At 32.3% G+C, this 17,265-nt stretch carries 12 protein-coding genes and 1 pseudogene; 11 read left to right on the top strand and 2 right to left on the bottom strand.

Going from position 1 to position 17,265, the window contains the following annotated elements:
• The first annotated feature begins 161 nt into the window (after positions 1-161).
• From KW2_RS06485 to KW2_RS06445, 8 genes are all read left to right on the top strand, one after another.
• On the top strand, positions 162-1,028 hold the full coding sequence (locus tag KW2_RS06485; protein WP_021037358.1) for a coiled-coil domain-containing protein: 867 nt from the start codon (positions 162-164) through the stop codon (positions 1,026-1,028).
• 52 nt (positions 1,029-1,080) lie between these two features.
• A complete protein-coding gene (locus KW2_RS06480) occupies positions 1,081-2,337 on the top strand; it encodes a ParM/StbA family protein (protein ID WP_021037357.1) in 1,257 nt (418 codons plus the stop codon).
• A 414-nt stretch (positions 2,338-2,751) separates the two neighbouring features.
• The gene (locus tag KW2_RS06475) at positions 2,752-3,075 is read left to right on the top strand and encodes a helix-turn-helix domain-containing protein (RefSeq protein ID WP_011835046.1); all 324 of its coding nucleotides are present in this window, start codon (positions 2,752-2,754) and stop codon (positions 3,073-3,075) included.
• A gap of 476 nt (positions 3,076-3,551) precedes the next feature.
• Positions 3,552-4,376, top strand: a complete 825-nt coding sequence (locus KW2_RS11920) for an Rgg/GadR/MutR family transcriptional regulator (RefSeq protein WP_021037356.1) — start codon at positions 3,552-3,554, stop codon at positions 4,374-4,376.
• A gap of 1,227 nt (positions 4,377-5,603) precedes the next feature.
• On the top strand, positions 5,604-5,927 hold the full coding sequence (locus KW2_RS06460) for a helix-turn-helix domain-containing protein (protein ID WP_011835049.1): 324 nt from the start codon (positions 5,604-5,606) through the stop codon (positions 5,925-5,927).
• 229 nt (positions 5,928-6,156) lie between these two features.
• A complete protein-coding gene (locus tag KW2_RS06455; RefSeq protein WP_021037355.1) occupies positions 6,157-7,860 on the top strand; it encodes an adhesive domain-containing protein in 1,704 nt (567 codons plus the stop codon).
• A gap of 192 nt (positions 7,861-8,052) precedes the next feature.
• Positions 8,053-9,009, top strand: coding sequence for an ornithine cyclodeaminase family protein (locus KW2_RS06450; protein WP_021037354.1), 957 nt, complete (start codon positions 8,053-8,055; stop codon positions 9,007-9,009).
• 10 nt (positions 9,010-9,019) lie between these two features.
• Positions 9,020-9,802, top strand: a complete 783-nt coding sequence (locus KW2_RS06445) for a PhzF family phenazine biosynthesis protein (RefSeq protein WP_021037353.1) — start codon at positions 9,020-9,022, stop codon at positions 9,800-9,802.
• Positions 9,803-9,871: 69 nt separating this feature from the next.
• Here the strand turns inward: KW2_RS06445 and KW2_RS06440 are convergent, their stop codons facing one another.
• Together KW2_RS06440 and KW2_RS12035 are read right to left on the bottom strand one after the other, a co-directional pair.
• A complete protein-coding gene (locus tag KW2_RS06440) occupies positions 9,872-11,284 on the bottom strand; it encodes an aminotransferase-like domain-containing protein (protein WP_011835053.1) in 1,413 nt (470 codons plus the stop codon).
• Positions 11,285-11,415: 131 nt separating this feature from the next.
• A pseudogene (locus tag KW2_RS12035) lies at positions 11,416-11,562 on the bottom strand (site-specific integrase); the annotation flags it as partial.
• Positions 11,563-11,929: 367 nt separating this feature from the next.
• Between KW2_RS12035 and KW2_RS11915 the strand changes: the two are divergent.
• The 3 genes from KW2_RS11915 to pabB all read left to right on the top strand — a co-directional run bounded on the left by KW2_RS11915 (position 11,930) and on the right by pabB (position 17,155).
• Complete coding sequence (locus KW2_RS11915) at positions 11,930-14,260, top strand: bacterial Ig-like domain-containing protein (RefSeq protein ID WP_206537331.1); 2,331 nt, start codon at positions 11,930-11,932, stop codon at positions 14,258-14,260.
• Between the two features lie 422 nt (positions 14,261-14,682).
• Positions 14,683-15,264 carry an anthranilate synthase component II gene (locus tag KW2_RS06430; protein ID WP_021037350.1) on the top strand — a complete coding sequence of 194 codons (582 nt, stop codon included), beginning with the start codon at positions 14,683-14,685 and terminating at the stop codon, positions 15,262-15,264.
• A 4-nt stretch (positions 15,265-15,268) separates the two neighbouring features.
• Entirely contained in the window at positions 15,269-17,155 is a 1,887-nt protein-coding gene (gene pabB, locus KW2_RS06425; protein ID WP_021037349.1) for an aminodeoxychorismate synthase component I, read from the top strand.
• Positions 17,156-17,265: the final 110 nt, after the last annotated feature.

Raw genomic sequence — 17,265 nt, 5'->3', positions numbered from 1 at the left:
TTTTAAAATAGGCTATTTTGATTAAAAATTAATAAAGAATAGCTATTTATAGGCATACTTTTTCCAGAAATTAACTAAAACAGTTAATTTCTATTAAGCGATATTTAATTTACAAGAAAGAGATATTCTTGTAATATGATATATAAGAGGAGAAAGACCAAATGCGAAAAATAAAAAAGGATAACGTCTATCAAAAAGAGCTTGAAGAAGGCATAAAGAATTTAAAAATTGAACTAGAAGCAAAAAGTGCTATTTTTAAACAAGCTCAGGAAAATGAGGAAGAAATAAAAAATCTCAAAATTGAATTAGACGCTAAAACTGCGATTTATAAAGAGCAGAGAGATTCATTAAATAAAGAACGTATTCTCAATAAAGAGCTTCAAACTAAGCTTAAAGAACTTCAAACCAAATATGATTTATTGTCAGTCCAAAGTTATACAAGTACTGAAAAGTTACAAGAAGCAGAAAAAGTAATTACGCAACTAGAAGCTGAGGCGACTTCAAAAGAAGCAGAAACTAAAAATGAAGAGTCTGAAAAGAAAGCTGACTTGGTTAACTTAGAAAAGACAGAAGCAGCATTGTTAACTGAGAAGCTCGAACAATTTAAAGTTGCCTTGAAAAATGAACAACATAGCAGAAAAAATTTAGAAACTAGATTAGAAGATGCTAAAGAAAAACTGTCAGACGAGCGCCAAAACTTTGAAAAGAAGAATCTTGAAGGGAAGGCACAAATAGCTGATTTATTGGCAAGGCTTCAGGCGGACTATCCCAGCCAGGCGGCCTTAGAAGCAGCTAGAAAAACTATTCGAGAAGCCGAAGAGTTAAGAGGTAAAGCACAAGAAGAAGCAGAAAAAATAATCGCTGAAGCCGAGGATGAAATTCGTAATATGAAAAACAAAGCCAGCGAAGATACCGAAGAACTACTCAAACAAGGACGAGAAAAACTGAAAGATTTAAATGAAAAAATTCAATACTACAACGAGAGTTTGAAGCAGATTACTCGAACGATTGAAAATAATTTATCTTAATTGAGTTAACACAATAAAATTGATAATTGAAATTTGAAAGGACAATACAATTATGAATATCTTTGCTATTGATTTGGGAAATAAACGAATCAAAATGAAATCTGAACGAGGCGAATATAGTTATCCTTCGTCATATTTGAATGCTGAGCAAGTTGTAACCGGAGGGCTTGGTAGTGAAATTATTGAACAAAATTATCATTTCCAAACAATTCAAGACTCAACGAATTCATTCATTTGGGGCCCAAATTTAGAAGTTTATAACTTACCAGAAAGAATGATTGATACCTATGCTAGAAGTGGTCGAATGAAACAAAAGAAAACTATCCGTATTTTTGAATTTGCTCTTGGACGGCTAGCCATGGATTTCCCTGAAGCTTTTGAGTCTCCCCTCGTTGTTCATTTGACGCTAGGTTTATCTATTACAGACATGCATCAGGAGAGCGATACGATTGATGTGCTTAAAAAATTAGCGGTCGGACAACACCAAATTATCATTGGTGGGCGCGTGGTAACAATTATCATTCCGTCAGAGGAATTTCTCTCTATTATCCCTCAATATATGGGAACTGTTCTCAATCTTGCTTTTGACCAAGATTATCAACGTAATCGTCGCTTTTCAGATGGAAGGATTGGAGTGATTGATATAGGAGGTGGAACGATTCTAATCAATCGCTCTGTTGCATTAAATCCTTCTCCAATTGGTGATGAGCGTTTTGAAGGAATTCAAAACTTAATCAAAGAAATAGGACGTAGAATTAATTCGACAAAATCATTTTTAATAGAAGAAATGCTTCGCTCGGTTGATTCGGAAGGAAACTATGTCTATCCGCCAAACTCAAATGTACAAGATTCAAAAAATGTAAGCCCAATCGTTGAAGGAGAAATTGAGCGTTATACTCGTTTCACAGTAGCTCCCTTAGTTACTGAAAATTTTCCAGACATTGAAGAGGTGGATTTTATCATAGTCACTGGAGGAGGAGCTTCTCTATTAGCAAAAGAAGCACTCAAAGATGAGATTGGAGAAGAATATTTTTCTCGTTTGCTTTTCCTTAATGAATCAGAATTTGCAAATGTTCGAGGATTCTACAAAGGTGGTTATCTAAAGTGGCATAGTTCAAATGAAGAACTTGCTGTTGAAGCGCGAAGAGAAAAACCAGCAGAGTTACAAGAATCTCAACCAAGAGATGTGATTGTCCCACCAATAAGAAATACTGAAACTTCAATGGATAGAGAGCTTCTTGAAGCACAGCAAAAACTTCAAGCTTTACAATCAGAAATTGATGGTGTTCAAATCGAATTTGAGGACTAATAGTGTAGAAAGTGAAAATATAATAGTTAAATGAAAAATAAAAAAATTGTTTTTCAATAATTAAGATTGCTACTGATAGAAAATTAGAAAATATCAATTCTGCTTTATCTTACTAATAATTTTATTACTATTCATGATTATTGCATTATTAGTTTATCTATAGTGATTATGAGGATATAAAAAAAAGGACTTAATTTAAGCCCTTTTCTTTAATGGAATTTGTAGTAATTATTAGAGATTTTGTATATATAAAAGTTCAAAAATGGATTTATTATAAAAAAAGACTCGTATTCTCTCTTTTTTTTATAATTATAAAATAATACTTTATACTATTTTATTATACGGATTCACTGGAGTAGGGTCTTTAAACATTTTTAGAAAATTTTATAACAAATAAAAAAGGTGGAACACTAGATGGAACAAGAAAGTAAGTTTTATTTACGATTAAAATCATTAAGTTCTGATTTGGGAAAATCAATAAATCAAGTTGAAAAAGAATTGGGTTACTCTAGGAATGCGCTACACAATTATAATGAAAATCATATGCCATCAGCACTACGTTTAATAGAGCTTTCGGATTATTTTGAAGTATCTCCAAATTATTTAATTGGAAAAAGTGATGTGTTGAATTCCAATAAATTATGTCTGAATGACATGTTTGATAATTTAAGTCTAAATGAAAAGATGGAATTGTTCTCAATCTGTACAAGATGGGTTATTAGTAAGGGAGAAGCATAAAAAAAGATAAAGTTTTAATATAAAGGGCACTCATTATTAGTGTCTTTTTAATTTTAAATAAAATAAAAAAACAGAATAATAACACTTTGATTAGAAAATTAAAATAAAGTGAGAATAATTCAATCTTAAGTTAACTGATAGAAGCCTATGATTGTACTAAAAATAGTACAATGCAGAAATAAACAAACTTTAAATAGTTTTTACGGGGTCAGAAGTGATTTATAAATACAAAACAATATCAGATATGTACTGAAAAGATGTGAGAAGAGCAGTTTCGCTTAATTCTCTAATTAATTAGATGAAATCGAGGTATTTTATTTATACCGCTCAAACTATAGTAATATTAATTTATTCTAAAAGGAACAGTTTGTATTATTGAAATATATTCTATAAAAAAATAGCGTCTGTGAATGAATTATTTACCACCTGTCTAAATGAATAAATAAAAGTTTATTAAAATAAGGAATGAAATTATTATGGAATCAAACATATATGGAGAGACATTTAGAGATTTAAGAATTAAAAAAGGGATTAAACGTGAAAGTTTTGAAAAAATAGGGATTTCAAAGGCAGCAATCACTCGTTTTGAAAATGGGCAATCAATGATGGGGTTTGATCGTGTGCGATTGGCCTTGAATATTCTTGGTATATCTTTAGAAGAATATGAGCATTTTTTTAATGATTGTACCAAAAAGAATCGAGAGACAAAATTAGTAGAAATCGAAAAATATCGAATACAGGGGTCTAGACTAGAATTAAAAAAGCTAGAAGAAGAAGCAAAAGAGTCGGGTGAGCGATTAATTGGTATTTTAGCAAAAAGTATTTACGAATGTCTTCCAGAGGAAGAGGTGGAGTACATAACTTCTTATCTCTATGAGGTTAAAAACTGGGGATATACAGAGTTATACGTTTTATATCTATCTCTAGAACAACTTAATTATAAAGATATTATGTATCTAATAGAGTTGATTATTGAAGATCATAAGCGAGTTTTAAAAATTGAAAAGCACAGAGTACGAATGTACTATATTCTTTATAAAGGGAGTATTGAATTGACAAGAAGAGGGAAAAAATTGGCGGCTTATTATCTAATAAATCGTTTAGATATTCCTAATGATAAGGAACAAATGTTTGCCATGAATTTAAGAAATTTAGCTTATGGATACTATTTGTATCACTTTGAAGATAAAAAAGAAGGAAGTCAGTTAATTAGGAAAGCTTTAAATATCATAGAGGAGCTCTGTAGTGTGGAATTTTATTTATATTTTCAAAAACAATATGAACATTTGTGTGAAACTTAAAACTTTCTACATAAAACACTTAAATTATTAAGTAACAATTAAAAATACAAAAAAAACTTTATGCTATTAACAAGCGGATAGCTTTATTTTTATTATGCTATAGTATATTTGTACTTTCTGAAGGAGTCAGCAATAGTAGCTGGTAAAAATATTGCTCAAATCTGATATAAGTGAAACTTCTAAGCCAAGTCCTGATTCCTGACTCAGTCTTGGACAGAATAAGTGATAATATGCCTTATACAAAAAGAAGATTGATTGATAATATCTGATTTTGACTTTTTGCCAGAAGTTATTTATCGCAGATTTAATTAGAAAAAGAAATATTTTTCCTTTAAGTTTTCAGTAAATAGAAATGTTAATTAAATTTTTTCACGAGAAATAGAAGAACAAAAAAACGAACTTTATTTAAAGTTCGTTTTTTGTTCTTCGTTGAAGTGTATGGAAATTATTAAAGTAAGTGATGTTTTTAATGCTTAAAACGTAAAAACTAAATTCAATAAACGAAGCCTAAGTGACACTCAAAACAAATAATAATGACACCAAACAATTTTGACGTCATTATTATTTGTATTTTTAAAAATAGGAATCCCTTTATAGAGGGATTCCTGGCTGTTTTATGCAGTTTAATGATAATTTATCAAGGGGCTTACGTCAAAAAAATAAAAAAAATCAGCACAGAGGTGTGTGTGATATAATACAACAATCTTAGCGTAATTAACATTACACAAAGTTATAGAGGTGTAAATCACCAAAAGTGTAACCAATATGCTACAAATCGCATGATATCAAAGTAATCTTCCTGATTTAAGCCCAAGCTATAAGGATTGTAATGTAGAATATAATAGGAAAAATAAGAGGATTAGAACAAACGGTTACAAATGTAAAAGATTTACAGATAAAGCCGTTCTTTAAGAAAAACTAATCTTTTTTGTAAAGTTGCATTGATACATTACGGAAACCGAAATATACGTAACACATATATGATACTGTATAGTGTACATTATCTTTACGATTATGTCAAGGATTTTTAATTAAAAGTTTTTGAATGTTTTTTATTTCTTCTTGACTATCCTTGATGTCACAGCATAATTTTGGTTTTCTTTCGGAAAAAGATTAGTTTTTCGGAAAGAGTCTGAAATTGATGCAGAATGAATACCCTAATAGAATAAAGTTTCATAATTAACGATCATTTTAAAATGAATAGAATATTTAGGTTGTGAGGAGAATATGGTAGAAAATAGTAATTTTTACTTGCGCTTAGAAGAACTTGTTCGCCTATCGCAGAAATCAAATAATCAGATTGAACGAGAACTTGGTTATCCACGAAATGCATTAAACAATTATAAAGGCAGAGGAGAACCTTCGGCCGTTAGATTACTAGAATTAGCAAATTATTTTGAAGTATCTCCAGAATTTCTAATCGGTAAGAGCTTAGATAAAGATGTAAAGTCTATTAAAGAGATATTTGAACGGTTGAACTTAACACAAAGAAAAGAAATATTTGAGTTGAGTTTGGACTGGATACTCTCACTAAAAAGAATTGAATTTTAGGTAGACATTCCGAAGAGTGATTATGAATCTTCTAACATTATATGTGAACGCTTATTTATTTTGAAAGATTGGAGGTAAAAAATATATTTTCTGTCATGTGATCTACATGGCTAATTGTCACAATTATTTAGTGTTTCTATATCTAAAAAAGATTGGAAGACTAAATTAATGCTTTCTAACAATTTGTTAGAAGCAAAGTAGTAAAAAATATTAATGGAGAAATAAAAAAATGAAAAAATTCAAAAAAGCTAGTGCAGTTGCACTATTCTCAACAGCTTTGATTGGTGCAAGTGCAGTGGCCGTTCCTTTGATGAATGCAACATCTATTACTGCGCAAGCCTCAGAAGTAGACGTAACACTGGCTTCTAAAACTAAACTTGACTCATCATACCTTACAGCTATTAATACTACCGGTTCACATACTGGTACACTTACTGTTACAAATAATATTGGTGCTCAAGCAAATATTTTACTTCAAACATTAAAATCTGCTGAAATTAAAATTCCTGCTGAATTAGCAAATAACATCAAATTTGATGAAAATGCTGATGTTTCTGTACAAATGGGAATTAACATCACTAAAATTCCTGTACTTGGAGGTCTCTTCAATAGTCTTGCTACTGGTACAGATAATGCAATCAAAAAACAACTTGCAATTTTGGTAAATAATCCTCAATTCTCAGGAAGTAACTTGGATAAAGTATATGATGCTATCAATGCTTTAGAAACATTCCAAAATATGGATATGTCTAATCAAGTGTCATCTATTACTGTTAAAGATGGTGTTGCAACTGCTAAATTTGACGATGCTACTGCTCGTCATATTGCAAATCAAATTATTAACTTGCTTGATAACCTTCAAAATGCCATCAACATGGTTGACTGGGGTAGCAATACTATTTTAGGAAGTATTGCAAATCAAATTACAAAATTTGTAACACCTGCAATTAACCTTGGTATTGATTCTATTAGAAAAGTTATCAACGGTTCTGCAAACATCTCAAGCATGTTTGGTAATACTGGCGTTTTAACATCAGCTACAATTAAATTCCCAGTAGATTTAGACCTTCCAATGAGTTGGTATGAACAATATGCTCCAAATGGTTTGACAACAAACTTCACTGCAGGTATTGAAAATGCTTCAGGAATTAGTTGGGATATCTTTGCAAATACTAAAGACGCTAACAAAAATGTAGTATTTGCCGACATCGTAGCTCCAGCTACTCCAGTTCTCAGCAATGCTAAAAAATCATCTGTAACTGTAAAAGCAGAAGCTGGTTCAACAGTAACTGTTTATAATGCATCCGGTGCTAAAATTGGTAGTGCTAAAGTTCCAGGAACTGCTGATGGTAAAACACAAGCTTCTGTAAATGTTGATTTCACAGCGCAAAAAGCTAATTCAAAAATCTCAGCAAAAGCAACAGATGCTAGCGGAAATACATCAGCAGCAGCTAACGCTACTACTCCAGGGGATACAACTGACCCAACAAATCCTACTAACCCAACAAATCCAGATAAAACTCAAGTAGTTTATCGTTTGTACAACCCAAATACAGGGGAACACTTCTATCCAACATCAACTTATGAACGTGATGAAGATATCAAAGCTGGTTGGAGAAACGAAGGAATCTTAGAAACTGCTCCAACAAGTGGTACAGCAGTATATCGTGTATACAATCCAAACGCTAAAGGTGGAGATCACTACTATACAACAAGCCAATATGAAGCAACAAGTCTTGTTTCTAAAGGTTGGAAATGGGATAATAATGCTAAACCAGTGTTCTACTCTGGTGGAAGCAAAGCGGTATACGTTGCCTATAATCCTAATGCTGCAACAGGAGCCCACAACTACACTATGAGTTCATATGAACAAAATTCATTGCTTAATGCAGGTTGGAAATTTGGTGAAACAGCTTGGTTTGCAGTTAAATAAGCAAATTAATAAATAAACATTTAAATATTCTGTATTCTAAACACAAAAAACAACTATCTTTAATTTATGGTAGTTGTTTTTTTATATAGACTTAAAGCAATGCGTATGCCATACAATATTAATATTGTATCTCGTCAATAGTAGAGATATAATATTAACAGAACAAAATAAATCTTAGTAAGAGAGAGTAGTATGAAACAAGTAAGTTATGATGAAGTCATTGAGCAATTGAGCTTTAAAGAATCAATTCAAGTAATGAAAGATTGTTTTAATGATCATGAAAATGGAACAATCGCTCAAAGAGAGCGAATGGTTGAAATATTACCTGATGGAAAAGATAAAAATGTTTTTGCTTTAATGCCAGCTTACCTTGGTGAAAAACGCTATTTTGGTGCTAAAATTATTACGGCCTTTCCTGATAATCATAGCTTAAATCTTCCTTCTCACGTAGGAGAAGTTATGCTATTTGACTCACAAAATGGTCTTCCAGTTGCGCTTATTAATGCAAATGCGATTACTTGGATTCGGACTGCTGCAGTTTCAGCTCTAGCAACAAATTTTTTGGCAAAAGAAGACTCATCAATCCTTACTCTTCTTGGAACTGGGCAACAGGCCAGCTCACATTTGGAAGCTATTTTATGTGTGCGTCCAATCAAAGTAGTGCGTGTCTATGACCTCAATCAAAAAGCAGCTGCAGCATTTATTGAACGTATGCAGGCGAATCATCCTGAGTTGGAATTTATCAATTCTAACAATCTTAGAGAAGCAGTAGAACATTCAGATATTGTATGTACATTAACACCAAGTAAGGAAGCCTTTTTGGAAGCTGACTTTATTTCGGCAGGGACGCATATTAACGCTATTGGAACTTTCACTCCAACTACACGGGAACTTAAGAGTGAGTTGATGGTCAAAGGGAAGGTTTATGTTGATGATTATGAAGCAGCTTTAAAAGAGAGCGGAGATTTATTAATTCCAATTGCTGAAGGGCTGGTGAAAGAAGAAAATATCGTTGGTTCTTTAGGAGAATTGGTTACAGATAAAGTAGCTGGTCGAGCAAATATTGAAGAAATTACGATATTCGATGCAGTAGGTTTGGCTGTTGAAGATTTATGTTGTGCAGAATATATTTACAAAAAATTAAAATAGGAGATATTTTATGAGTTTGAATTATTATGTCGTTGATGCTTTTGCTGACGAAATTTTTAAAGGGAATCCAGCTGCCGTTTATGTTCTTGATGAGTGGCTGTCAGCAGAAATTATGCAAAAAATCGCGATTGAAAATAATTTATCTGAGACAGCATTTACAGTAAAAAAAGATGATTATTTTGAATTGAGATGGTTTACTCCTGACCGTGAAATTGATCTTTGTGGTCATGCAACCTTAGCAACGGCTTTTGTCCTTTTTAATTATTATGGTGAAGGTGGACCGACCTTGCGTTTTACAAGCCAAAGTGGCGATTTATTTGTTACAAAAAATGAAGATGCCTACTATATGGATTTCCCGTCTATCCTACCTAAAAAGGTTGATATTTTACCAGAATATGAAGAAGCTTTGGGAACAAAAATTAAGGAAGCTTACTTGGCAAGAGATTTATTTTTTGTTTTAGAGGATGAAGCAACGGTTCGTAACTTAGGGCCTAATTTCACAGCGGTAGAAAAATTTGAACTAGGAATTGGGGTTATTGTTACTTCTGAGGGGAAAGAAGAAGATTTTGTTTCTCGTACTTTCTTTCCTAAATTAACAATAAATGAAGACCCTGTTTGTGGGTCGGCACATTCTAATCTTATTCCTTATTGGGCTGAAAAATTGGACAAAAAAGTCTTAACGGCCTATCAAGCCTCAGCACGTGGGGGTTATTTGAAATGTGAACTAAAAGAAAATCGCGTAAGCATTGGTGGAAAAGCAGTTCTTTTTGCCAAAGGAGAAATTTTTCTTTGATTTCTTTGACATTAATAAAAGCCAGACTTAATTTAAGTCTGGCTTTTTGATATCATTATTTTTAAAGAACTATTGATTGTATTTATTATTTTCTTTTTTGATTATTTTTAAACCTTTGTCTAATCGTTCAATAGTATTTGAAGTTAGGGAAATCCGAATGAAAGGGTCAGGTTGAGTTTGAGTGGAAAAGCGGTCCGAATGAAAAACACGAACTCCTTGCTTCAGAAGATGGTTTTCGATTGTATCTTGTTTTTCATGAATAAGTTGATCTTTTAAACGAATAATGCGGTAAAAGGGATAATTATTAGTTGGTCGCTTAGGTTTAAGAGTTTTAAAAATATTATCAAAAAGTTGATTAGCTTCTTTTAATTTATCAAACTTTGTTTCAAGAATCTTTGTTGCTGTTGGTGATTGTATTACTTGAGTAATAATTTCAGCATCTAAACCTGAGGTTTTCACATTAATATTGAATAAGGCTTTTTCAATTGCTGATTTGAAATTTTGTGGGTAAACCAAATAGGCGATTCTTAAACCTGAACTAATATATTTTGTCATACCAGCTAAATAAATGGTTTGATTGGGAAGAAGCTGTTGGAAAGGGGGAAGCACTTTATCTTGAAAATAGGTGGTCATAAAAGAGTGAATATCGTCTTCGATTACGATCAAGCCCATTTCTTTAATGATTTTTGCAAGTTCATGTCGGCGTTCTTCAGAAATCTGAAAACCAATCGGATTATTACAAGATGGCATTATAAAAATACCTTTTATTTTTTTCTTAAGACATTCGCTTTTTAAAGCAGCTGGAGACATTCCGTCATCATCAAAATCAATTGGAACGATTTCTAAATGATAGAGATGTGCTAATTCGATAAAATTAGAGTAGGTGTAGCGGTCCACCGCGATTCGATCTCCCGGAGCAAACATTGCTGACAGCGTAATGGCAAGTCCGTTTTGAACTCCGGAAACAATGGCAACTTGGTTTTTATAAGGAATAACCCCTTGAGTTTCAAGCCATTTTGAGGCAGTTTCAATTTGAAAATTAGAGCCCATTGGGTTCTGATAATCCAATAATTTAATTAAGTCAGGACTGGTAGTGACTGACTGAATAAAAGGGACCACTAAAGAATTACATTCTTCAAATGAACTTACAAGACCAAAATCAATGATATTTTTTTCAACATTATGAGTAGAAATTGTAGCCGAGTGATAAGCATTTGGTGAGACATAGGTTCCACTTCCAACGTTAGTATATAAGAGACCTTTTTTTATTGCATATTGATAAGCTTGACCGACAGTAGTAAAATTTAAATCTAAAAAGTCAGCAAGCTCACGCTGTGAAGGTAATTTCGTATCTTGAATAAGTTGATTAGATAAAATATCTTCTTGAAGTAAATCAACCAAAGACTTATAAATAGGACTTTTTAACAAAGTTTTGTCTGGTTGCCAAGATAGTGGATTATTTTTATAGCTATTTACTGACACGTATTATTTTTCCCTCTGTTATTCTATATTAAATATTATAACATATAATAAGTAAATGAAACCGCCTTTTAAAGGGAATCAGCCATAGATTATTTTAGCTAACTACGCTTTTAACTACGTTCGAATAAATTTTATAATGCATTTAAGATATCTCCGAAATTTCTCGCAGTATCTTTTTCTTTATTTTTTGCAAGGTGGCTATAAGTATTCATAGTAATTCCATGATCCGAATGACCAAGTCTATGTTGAATTTCTTTTGGATTTAAATCTTTCAAGAGAATAATATCGTAATGTTTAAAGCCTGACATAAAAGTCCTTTCATTTTATGTCTTCTTAGACAGATTATAACACACTGATTTGTGTCTACTTTTATAATATAGCTCCATTAGTTATAGAGTCTGAAGATAGAAATGATTTTGAGTGGAGAAGATAATACAACAGCAAATTAATGTAAAGAATAATTTTCAGCAGAAGATAAAATTACAAATATATTAAAAAATAAAAAAGATTTAGGAAAACTAAAACAGTCATTTTCAATTCTGGTTAAACCAATGATAATATGATTTAGATGCTAATATTAAATTGTATGGCATACAATTTAACGTAAAAAAAACGTACTATAAACGTTACAATATAAAGATGAATATGAAATTTAGTAAATATTTTTTATTAGGTACGATTATACTAGGTACGATAAATGTTCCAAACGTCTCATGGTCTATAAAAAAAGTGAATGCTGAAGAGTTATTGGTACGAAATAATGTACAAACTCAAAGCGGAGTAACAATAGATAAAAGTAATTTTGATAAATACTTTACTATCAATGGTTCAGCAAATTATGATAAGCAATCCGGAGAATTAATTTTAACTCCTGATTCAGTTTGGCAAGCCGGCTCAGCAACCTCAAAAACACAAATTGATATCACTAAAAACTTTTCAATAAGTATGTCTGTTAATTTAGGAACAAAACCACAATCTCAAAGTGGAGGAGATGGTTTAGCAATTGGATTGTATAATGATACTCCTGGGAAAGTTGGTTTTGGTGGGAACGGTTTTGGTATTGGAGGATTAAATCAAGCATTTGGCTTTAAACTTGATACAGTATACAATAATGCAGGAAATTCTGATGTTGCAGCAGATCCTATTGAATTTGAGGATTTATTGCATAAGGATGGTGCATTTGCAGGTTTTATAAAAAATGAAAGTAATACGCTTACAACAATAGATGGTTTATCTCAAGAAATAAGTGCTCCTGACGGTAAATACCGTGAGCTGACATTCTCTTACGATGCAAATACTAAAAACATCTCGGTCAATTATGATGGAAAATTCTGGTCGTATAATGTAGGAACAACGTTTTCGAGTGATCATATATCATTAATAATTAGTGCAGGTACAGGGAATTTCAACAATCAACATTCAGTTATCGTTCATAGTTTGGATGCAACGTTGGATAGTGAACCAGTAATGGTAAAGTATATGGATGAAAATCAAACATCCATTGCACCAGATAAGATGTTAATTGATACTCTAAATGCTCCATACGATGTAACAAGTAATGAATATAAAATCCCAATAACTGGATATGTACTGGATGATACTAAGCTTCTAAACAATGCTACCGGAACATTTACAAATAGTGAACAAACAGTTACCTACATCTATAAAGTTGACCAATCGACGATTAATGTAAAAGATTCAACCATTTATACAGGCGATAAATGGAAGCCTCAAGATAATTTTGTTTCTGCTACCGATGTTGATGGGAATAAAGTTGATTTCAGTCAGCTAACAGTTGATGATTCTAAAGTGGATACCAGCAAAGCTGGTGTTTATGACGTGACTTATACTTATGATGGTGTAATCAGTGTAGCTAAGATCACAGTTAAAGATAAACAAACTGCAGTAAATGTGCATGACTCAAGTGTCTATGTTGGAGATACTTGGAAATCCGAAGATAACTTTGATTCTGCCTTTGATAAAGATGGGAATAAGGTTGATTTCAGTCAGCTAACAGTTGATGATTCTAAAGTGGATACCAGCAAAGCTGGTGTTTATGACGTGACTTATACTTATGATGGTGTAAGTAGTGTAGCTAAAATCACAGTTAAAGATAAACAAACTGCAGTAAATGTTCATGACTCAAGTCTTTATGTTGGAGATACTTGGAAATCCGAAGATAACTTTGATTCTGCCTTTGATAAAGATGGGAACAAGGTTGATTTCAGTCAGCTAACAGTTGATGATTCTAAAGTGGATACAAGTAAAGCTGGTGTTTATGATGTGACCTATACTTATGATGGTGTAAGCAGTGTAGCTAAAATCACAGTTAAAGATAAACAAACTGCAGTAAATGTTCATGACTCAAGTGTCTATGTTGGAGATACTTGGAAATCCGAAGATAACTTTGATTCTGCCTTTGATAAAGATGGGAACAAGGTTGATTTCAGTCAGCTAACAGTTGATGATTCTAAAGTGGATACCAGCAAAGCTGGTGTTTATGACGTGACTTATACTTATGATGGTGTAAGTAGTGTAGCTAAAATCACAGTTAAAGATAAACAAACTGCAGTAAATGTTCATGACTCAAGTCTTTATGTTGGAGATACTTGGAAATCCGAAGATAACTTTGATTCTGCCCTTGATAAAGATGGGAATAAGGTTGATTTCAGTCAGCTAACAGTTGATGATTCTAAAGTGGATACAAGTAAAGCTGGTGTTTATGACGTGACTTATACTTATGATGGTGTAACAAGCACAGCTAAAGTAACAATCAAAAATAAAAAGGATAAAGGAAATGAGTTTAGTAATGAGAACGATGACCAAAAATTATCTATAAATAAATCTAACAAAAATGAGTTACCAGAAACGGGAGCAGAAAAAGTTCCAAGCGGAATCACACTGTTTGGAGTATTATCAATAATTTTATCTCTGGGAATATTTTTAGGAAGATATAAAATAAAAAATAAACGTTGATATAACTTAAAATAAATATAACCTCCAAAAGCTAGGTCAAAGACTAACTTTTGGAGGTTATATTTATAGCAAAGATATGAAGTTTAAAAAACATGTGAAGCAGTAAGGAAGAATAAAAAACTGTATATCGTAGATACACAGCCCCTTGCCTGACAAAATATTTAGTTACGTTTTTAACTACGTTTTGAGTATAGCTCATTGACCCTTATTGACAATTTAAAAGGTAAAAATTAAAAAAACACTGTTTATTGAAACTTATAGACCTTCAGTGTCATAGGAGTCAATTAACTATTATAACATAGAGAAACATAATCTATAGATGAAAATTATAAGGAGACAATTTTTTTATCAGATGAAATATTCTTAAAACTAGTTGCTGTCTTGAGATATTATTTTTAGTATAATTATTTGAGGAGGATAAAATGCGATTACTTTTAATTGATAATTATGACTCATTCACTTATTTACTTGTACAGTATTTTGAAGAACTGGCATGTGATTTGACAGTTGTAACTGAAAGTGAAAACTTGAGTCAAGTGATTCGAACTTCTCCTGATTTAATTTGCCAGATTTATGACGCAATAATCATTTCACCAGGACCCAAAACGCCTAAAGAAGCGTTATTTAGTCGTGAAGCCGTTCAAATTTATGCTGGAAAACTTCCACTATTAGGAATTTGTTTAGGACAGCAAGTGATTGCCGAATGTTTTGGAGGTCAGGTTATTCGAGGTGAAAAACCGATGCATGGTAAAATTTCTCAAATTACTCATAGTGGTCAGGGGATTTTTGCCGGACTTTCTCAAAATTTGAGGGTAGCCCGTTATCATTCATTAGTTGTCAGTCAATTACCTGAGGGCTTTATAGTTGATGCTTTGAGCGAAGATGGTGTTATCCAAGCTTTTCATCATCAAAAACTAAATTTATGGGCGTTACAATTTCATCCGGAAAGTTTGATTACTGAACATGGGCATGAAATGTTAAAGAATTTTTTGAAGCAGGTGTAGTCTTTTGAAAGAATTTATTAAAAAAAATGTTGATATCTGGAAAATTTTTCTGAAATATTATCGTTCGGATGAAGAAATTGTTTTTTTACATACTAGTCAAGTGAACGAAAATGAGTATTATAGTATTTTGGCTCATAAGCCTTACAAAAAAGTTTCAAAATACCAAGGGGAGCTTTTCGTTGATGGTTTAAAACAGAATATTAGTTTCCCAGAAGCGGTAGATTTATTGAGAAGTAGTTTGGATGAAAAGCCAAAAGATTGGCCGATAAATCCTGAAATATTAGGATTTGTGAGTTATGAACAAGATCCTGCTTGCTTTGCTGCTTATGATGAACTGTTACTTTTTAATCATAAAACTAATATATTGCATGTTGCACAATTTGGAAAAACTGATGGAGATTATTGGTTGTCGGAGACAATTGATGACGAAACTTTTAATCCTGAAGAATTTAAGGAAAATCAAGGAGCAGCAGCTGTTTTTATTGAACAAAGCCATGATGAATACATAGCTTCTATCAAAAAATTACAAGATTATATGGTTGCTGGAGATATCTATGTTGCTAATTTAACTCAACAATTTGAGATTTGGTCTGATGAAAAACCATTTGATATTTTTAAAAAGACTAAGGAAAAAATTCCGGCTCCTTTTTCCTCTTTTTTACAATATCCTGAATGGAAACTGACTCAAATTTCTAGCTCTGTTGAGCGGTTTGTAACAATTCGTGATGGAGCTTTGGTTTCAAAACCGATAAAAGGAACCATTGCTAGGGGTGAAAATCCGTTAGCTGATGAATTACAAAAGAAAAGACTTTCTGAAAATGAAAAAGAACGGTCTGAATTATTAATGGTGACCGACTTATTACGTAATGATATTGCGCGGATTAGTGAGCCTTTTACTCTGTCAGTTCCTAAATTTGCAGAAATTGAAACTTTTTCACATGTGCATCAACTGGTCACTTCAATTACAAGCAAAGTGAAAAAAGATTTGACCTTTTCAACATTTATGACAGCTCTATTTCCGGGAGGCTCTATCACAGGAACGCCCAAAAAAAGAGCACTTGAAATTATTAAAGAAGTTGAAAAAGGCCCAAGAGGAGCTTATACGGGGATGCAAGGTTGGCTAAATCGTGAGATGAATTTGGATATGAACATTGTAATCCGTACTTTGGTCCATGATGGGGAAACCTATCAACTTGGCGTGGGTGGCGGAATCACTTTTGAAAGTGACCCAGAAGTAGAATTTGAAGAAATTTTACTAAAAGCAAAACCATTTCTTCAACTTTTTGGCATTAAAGAAGTCCCAAGTCCCTTGTTTACAACTGGTCTTGTCAAAGATGGAACATTATTAAATCTGGAAGGCCATGTTGCAAGATTGCAAAAGCAGTATCATCATCAGGACTTAGAAGAAAAGTTAAAACTTTTTGCTCAAAATGTTACTGACGGCGTTTTACGGATTAGTACAGATGGGGATGCATTGGCAAGTGAGATTCGTCCCCTACCAAATTCTAATGAGCTTTACCGAGTTAAATTGTCATCATTTAATGACAAAGCCAGTCTTTTAGCTAATTTCAAACTTTCAGGTCCTGATTTTCAAAAAGTATTTCGTCAGGAAGTACTTGAAGCTAAAAAAGAAGGTTATCAGGATGTTTTATTTCATATTGATGGTTTTGTCAGCGAATTATCAATAGGTAATTTTCTGGCAAAAAGAGGAGATATTTATGAGACACCAGCTAAAAATGCATTGAAAGGTACTTATTTGGATTGGTTCGGGCAAAATTATTCATTGATTTATAAGGATATTGCCATTTCTGATTTGAAATCTTATGATGCTTTTTATATGACTAATGCAGTTAGAGGACTAGTTGAAATTGAAATCGATGGTATTTCTTAATTATAAAGCCTTGGTTTTACTGACCAAGGCTCTTTTTTGTCCATAAATTACTGACAGACTTTGTCAGTAAGTGAATTCTAAAAATTCACTGATAAAAATTATTTAAAATT

Origin of the sequence: Lactococcus cremoris subsp. cremoris KW2 (assembly GCF_000468955.1) — a bacterium.
GTDB classification, from domain to species: domain Bacteria; phylum Bacillota; class Bacilli; order Lactobacillales; family Streptococcaceae; genus Lactococcus; species Lactococcus cremoris.
Note: the sequence above shows the minus strand (reverse complement) of the source record. Positions and strands in the feature narration are given on the sequence as shown.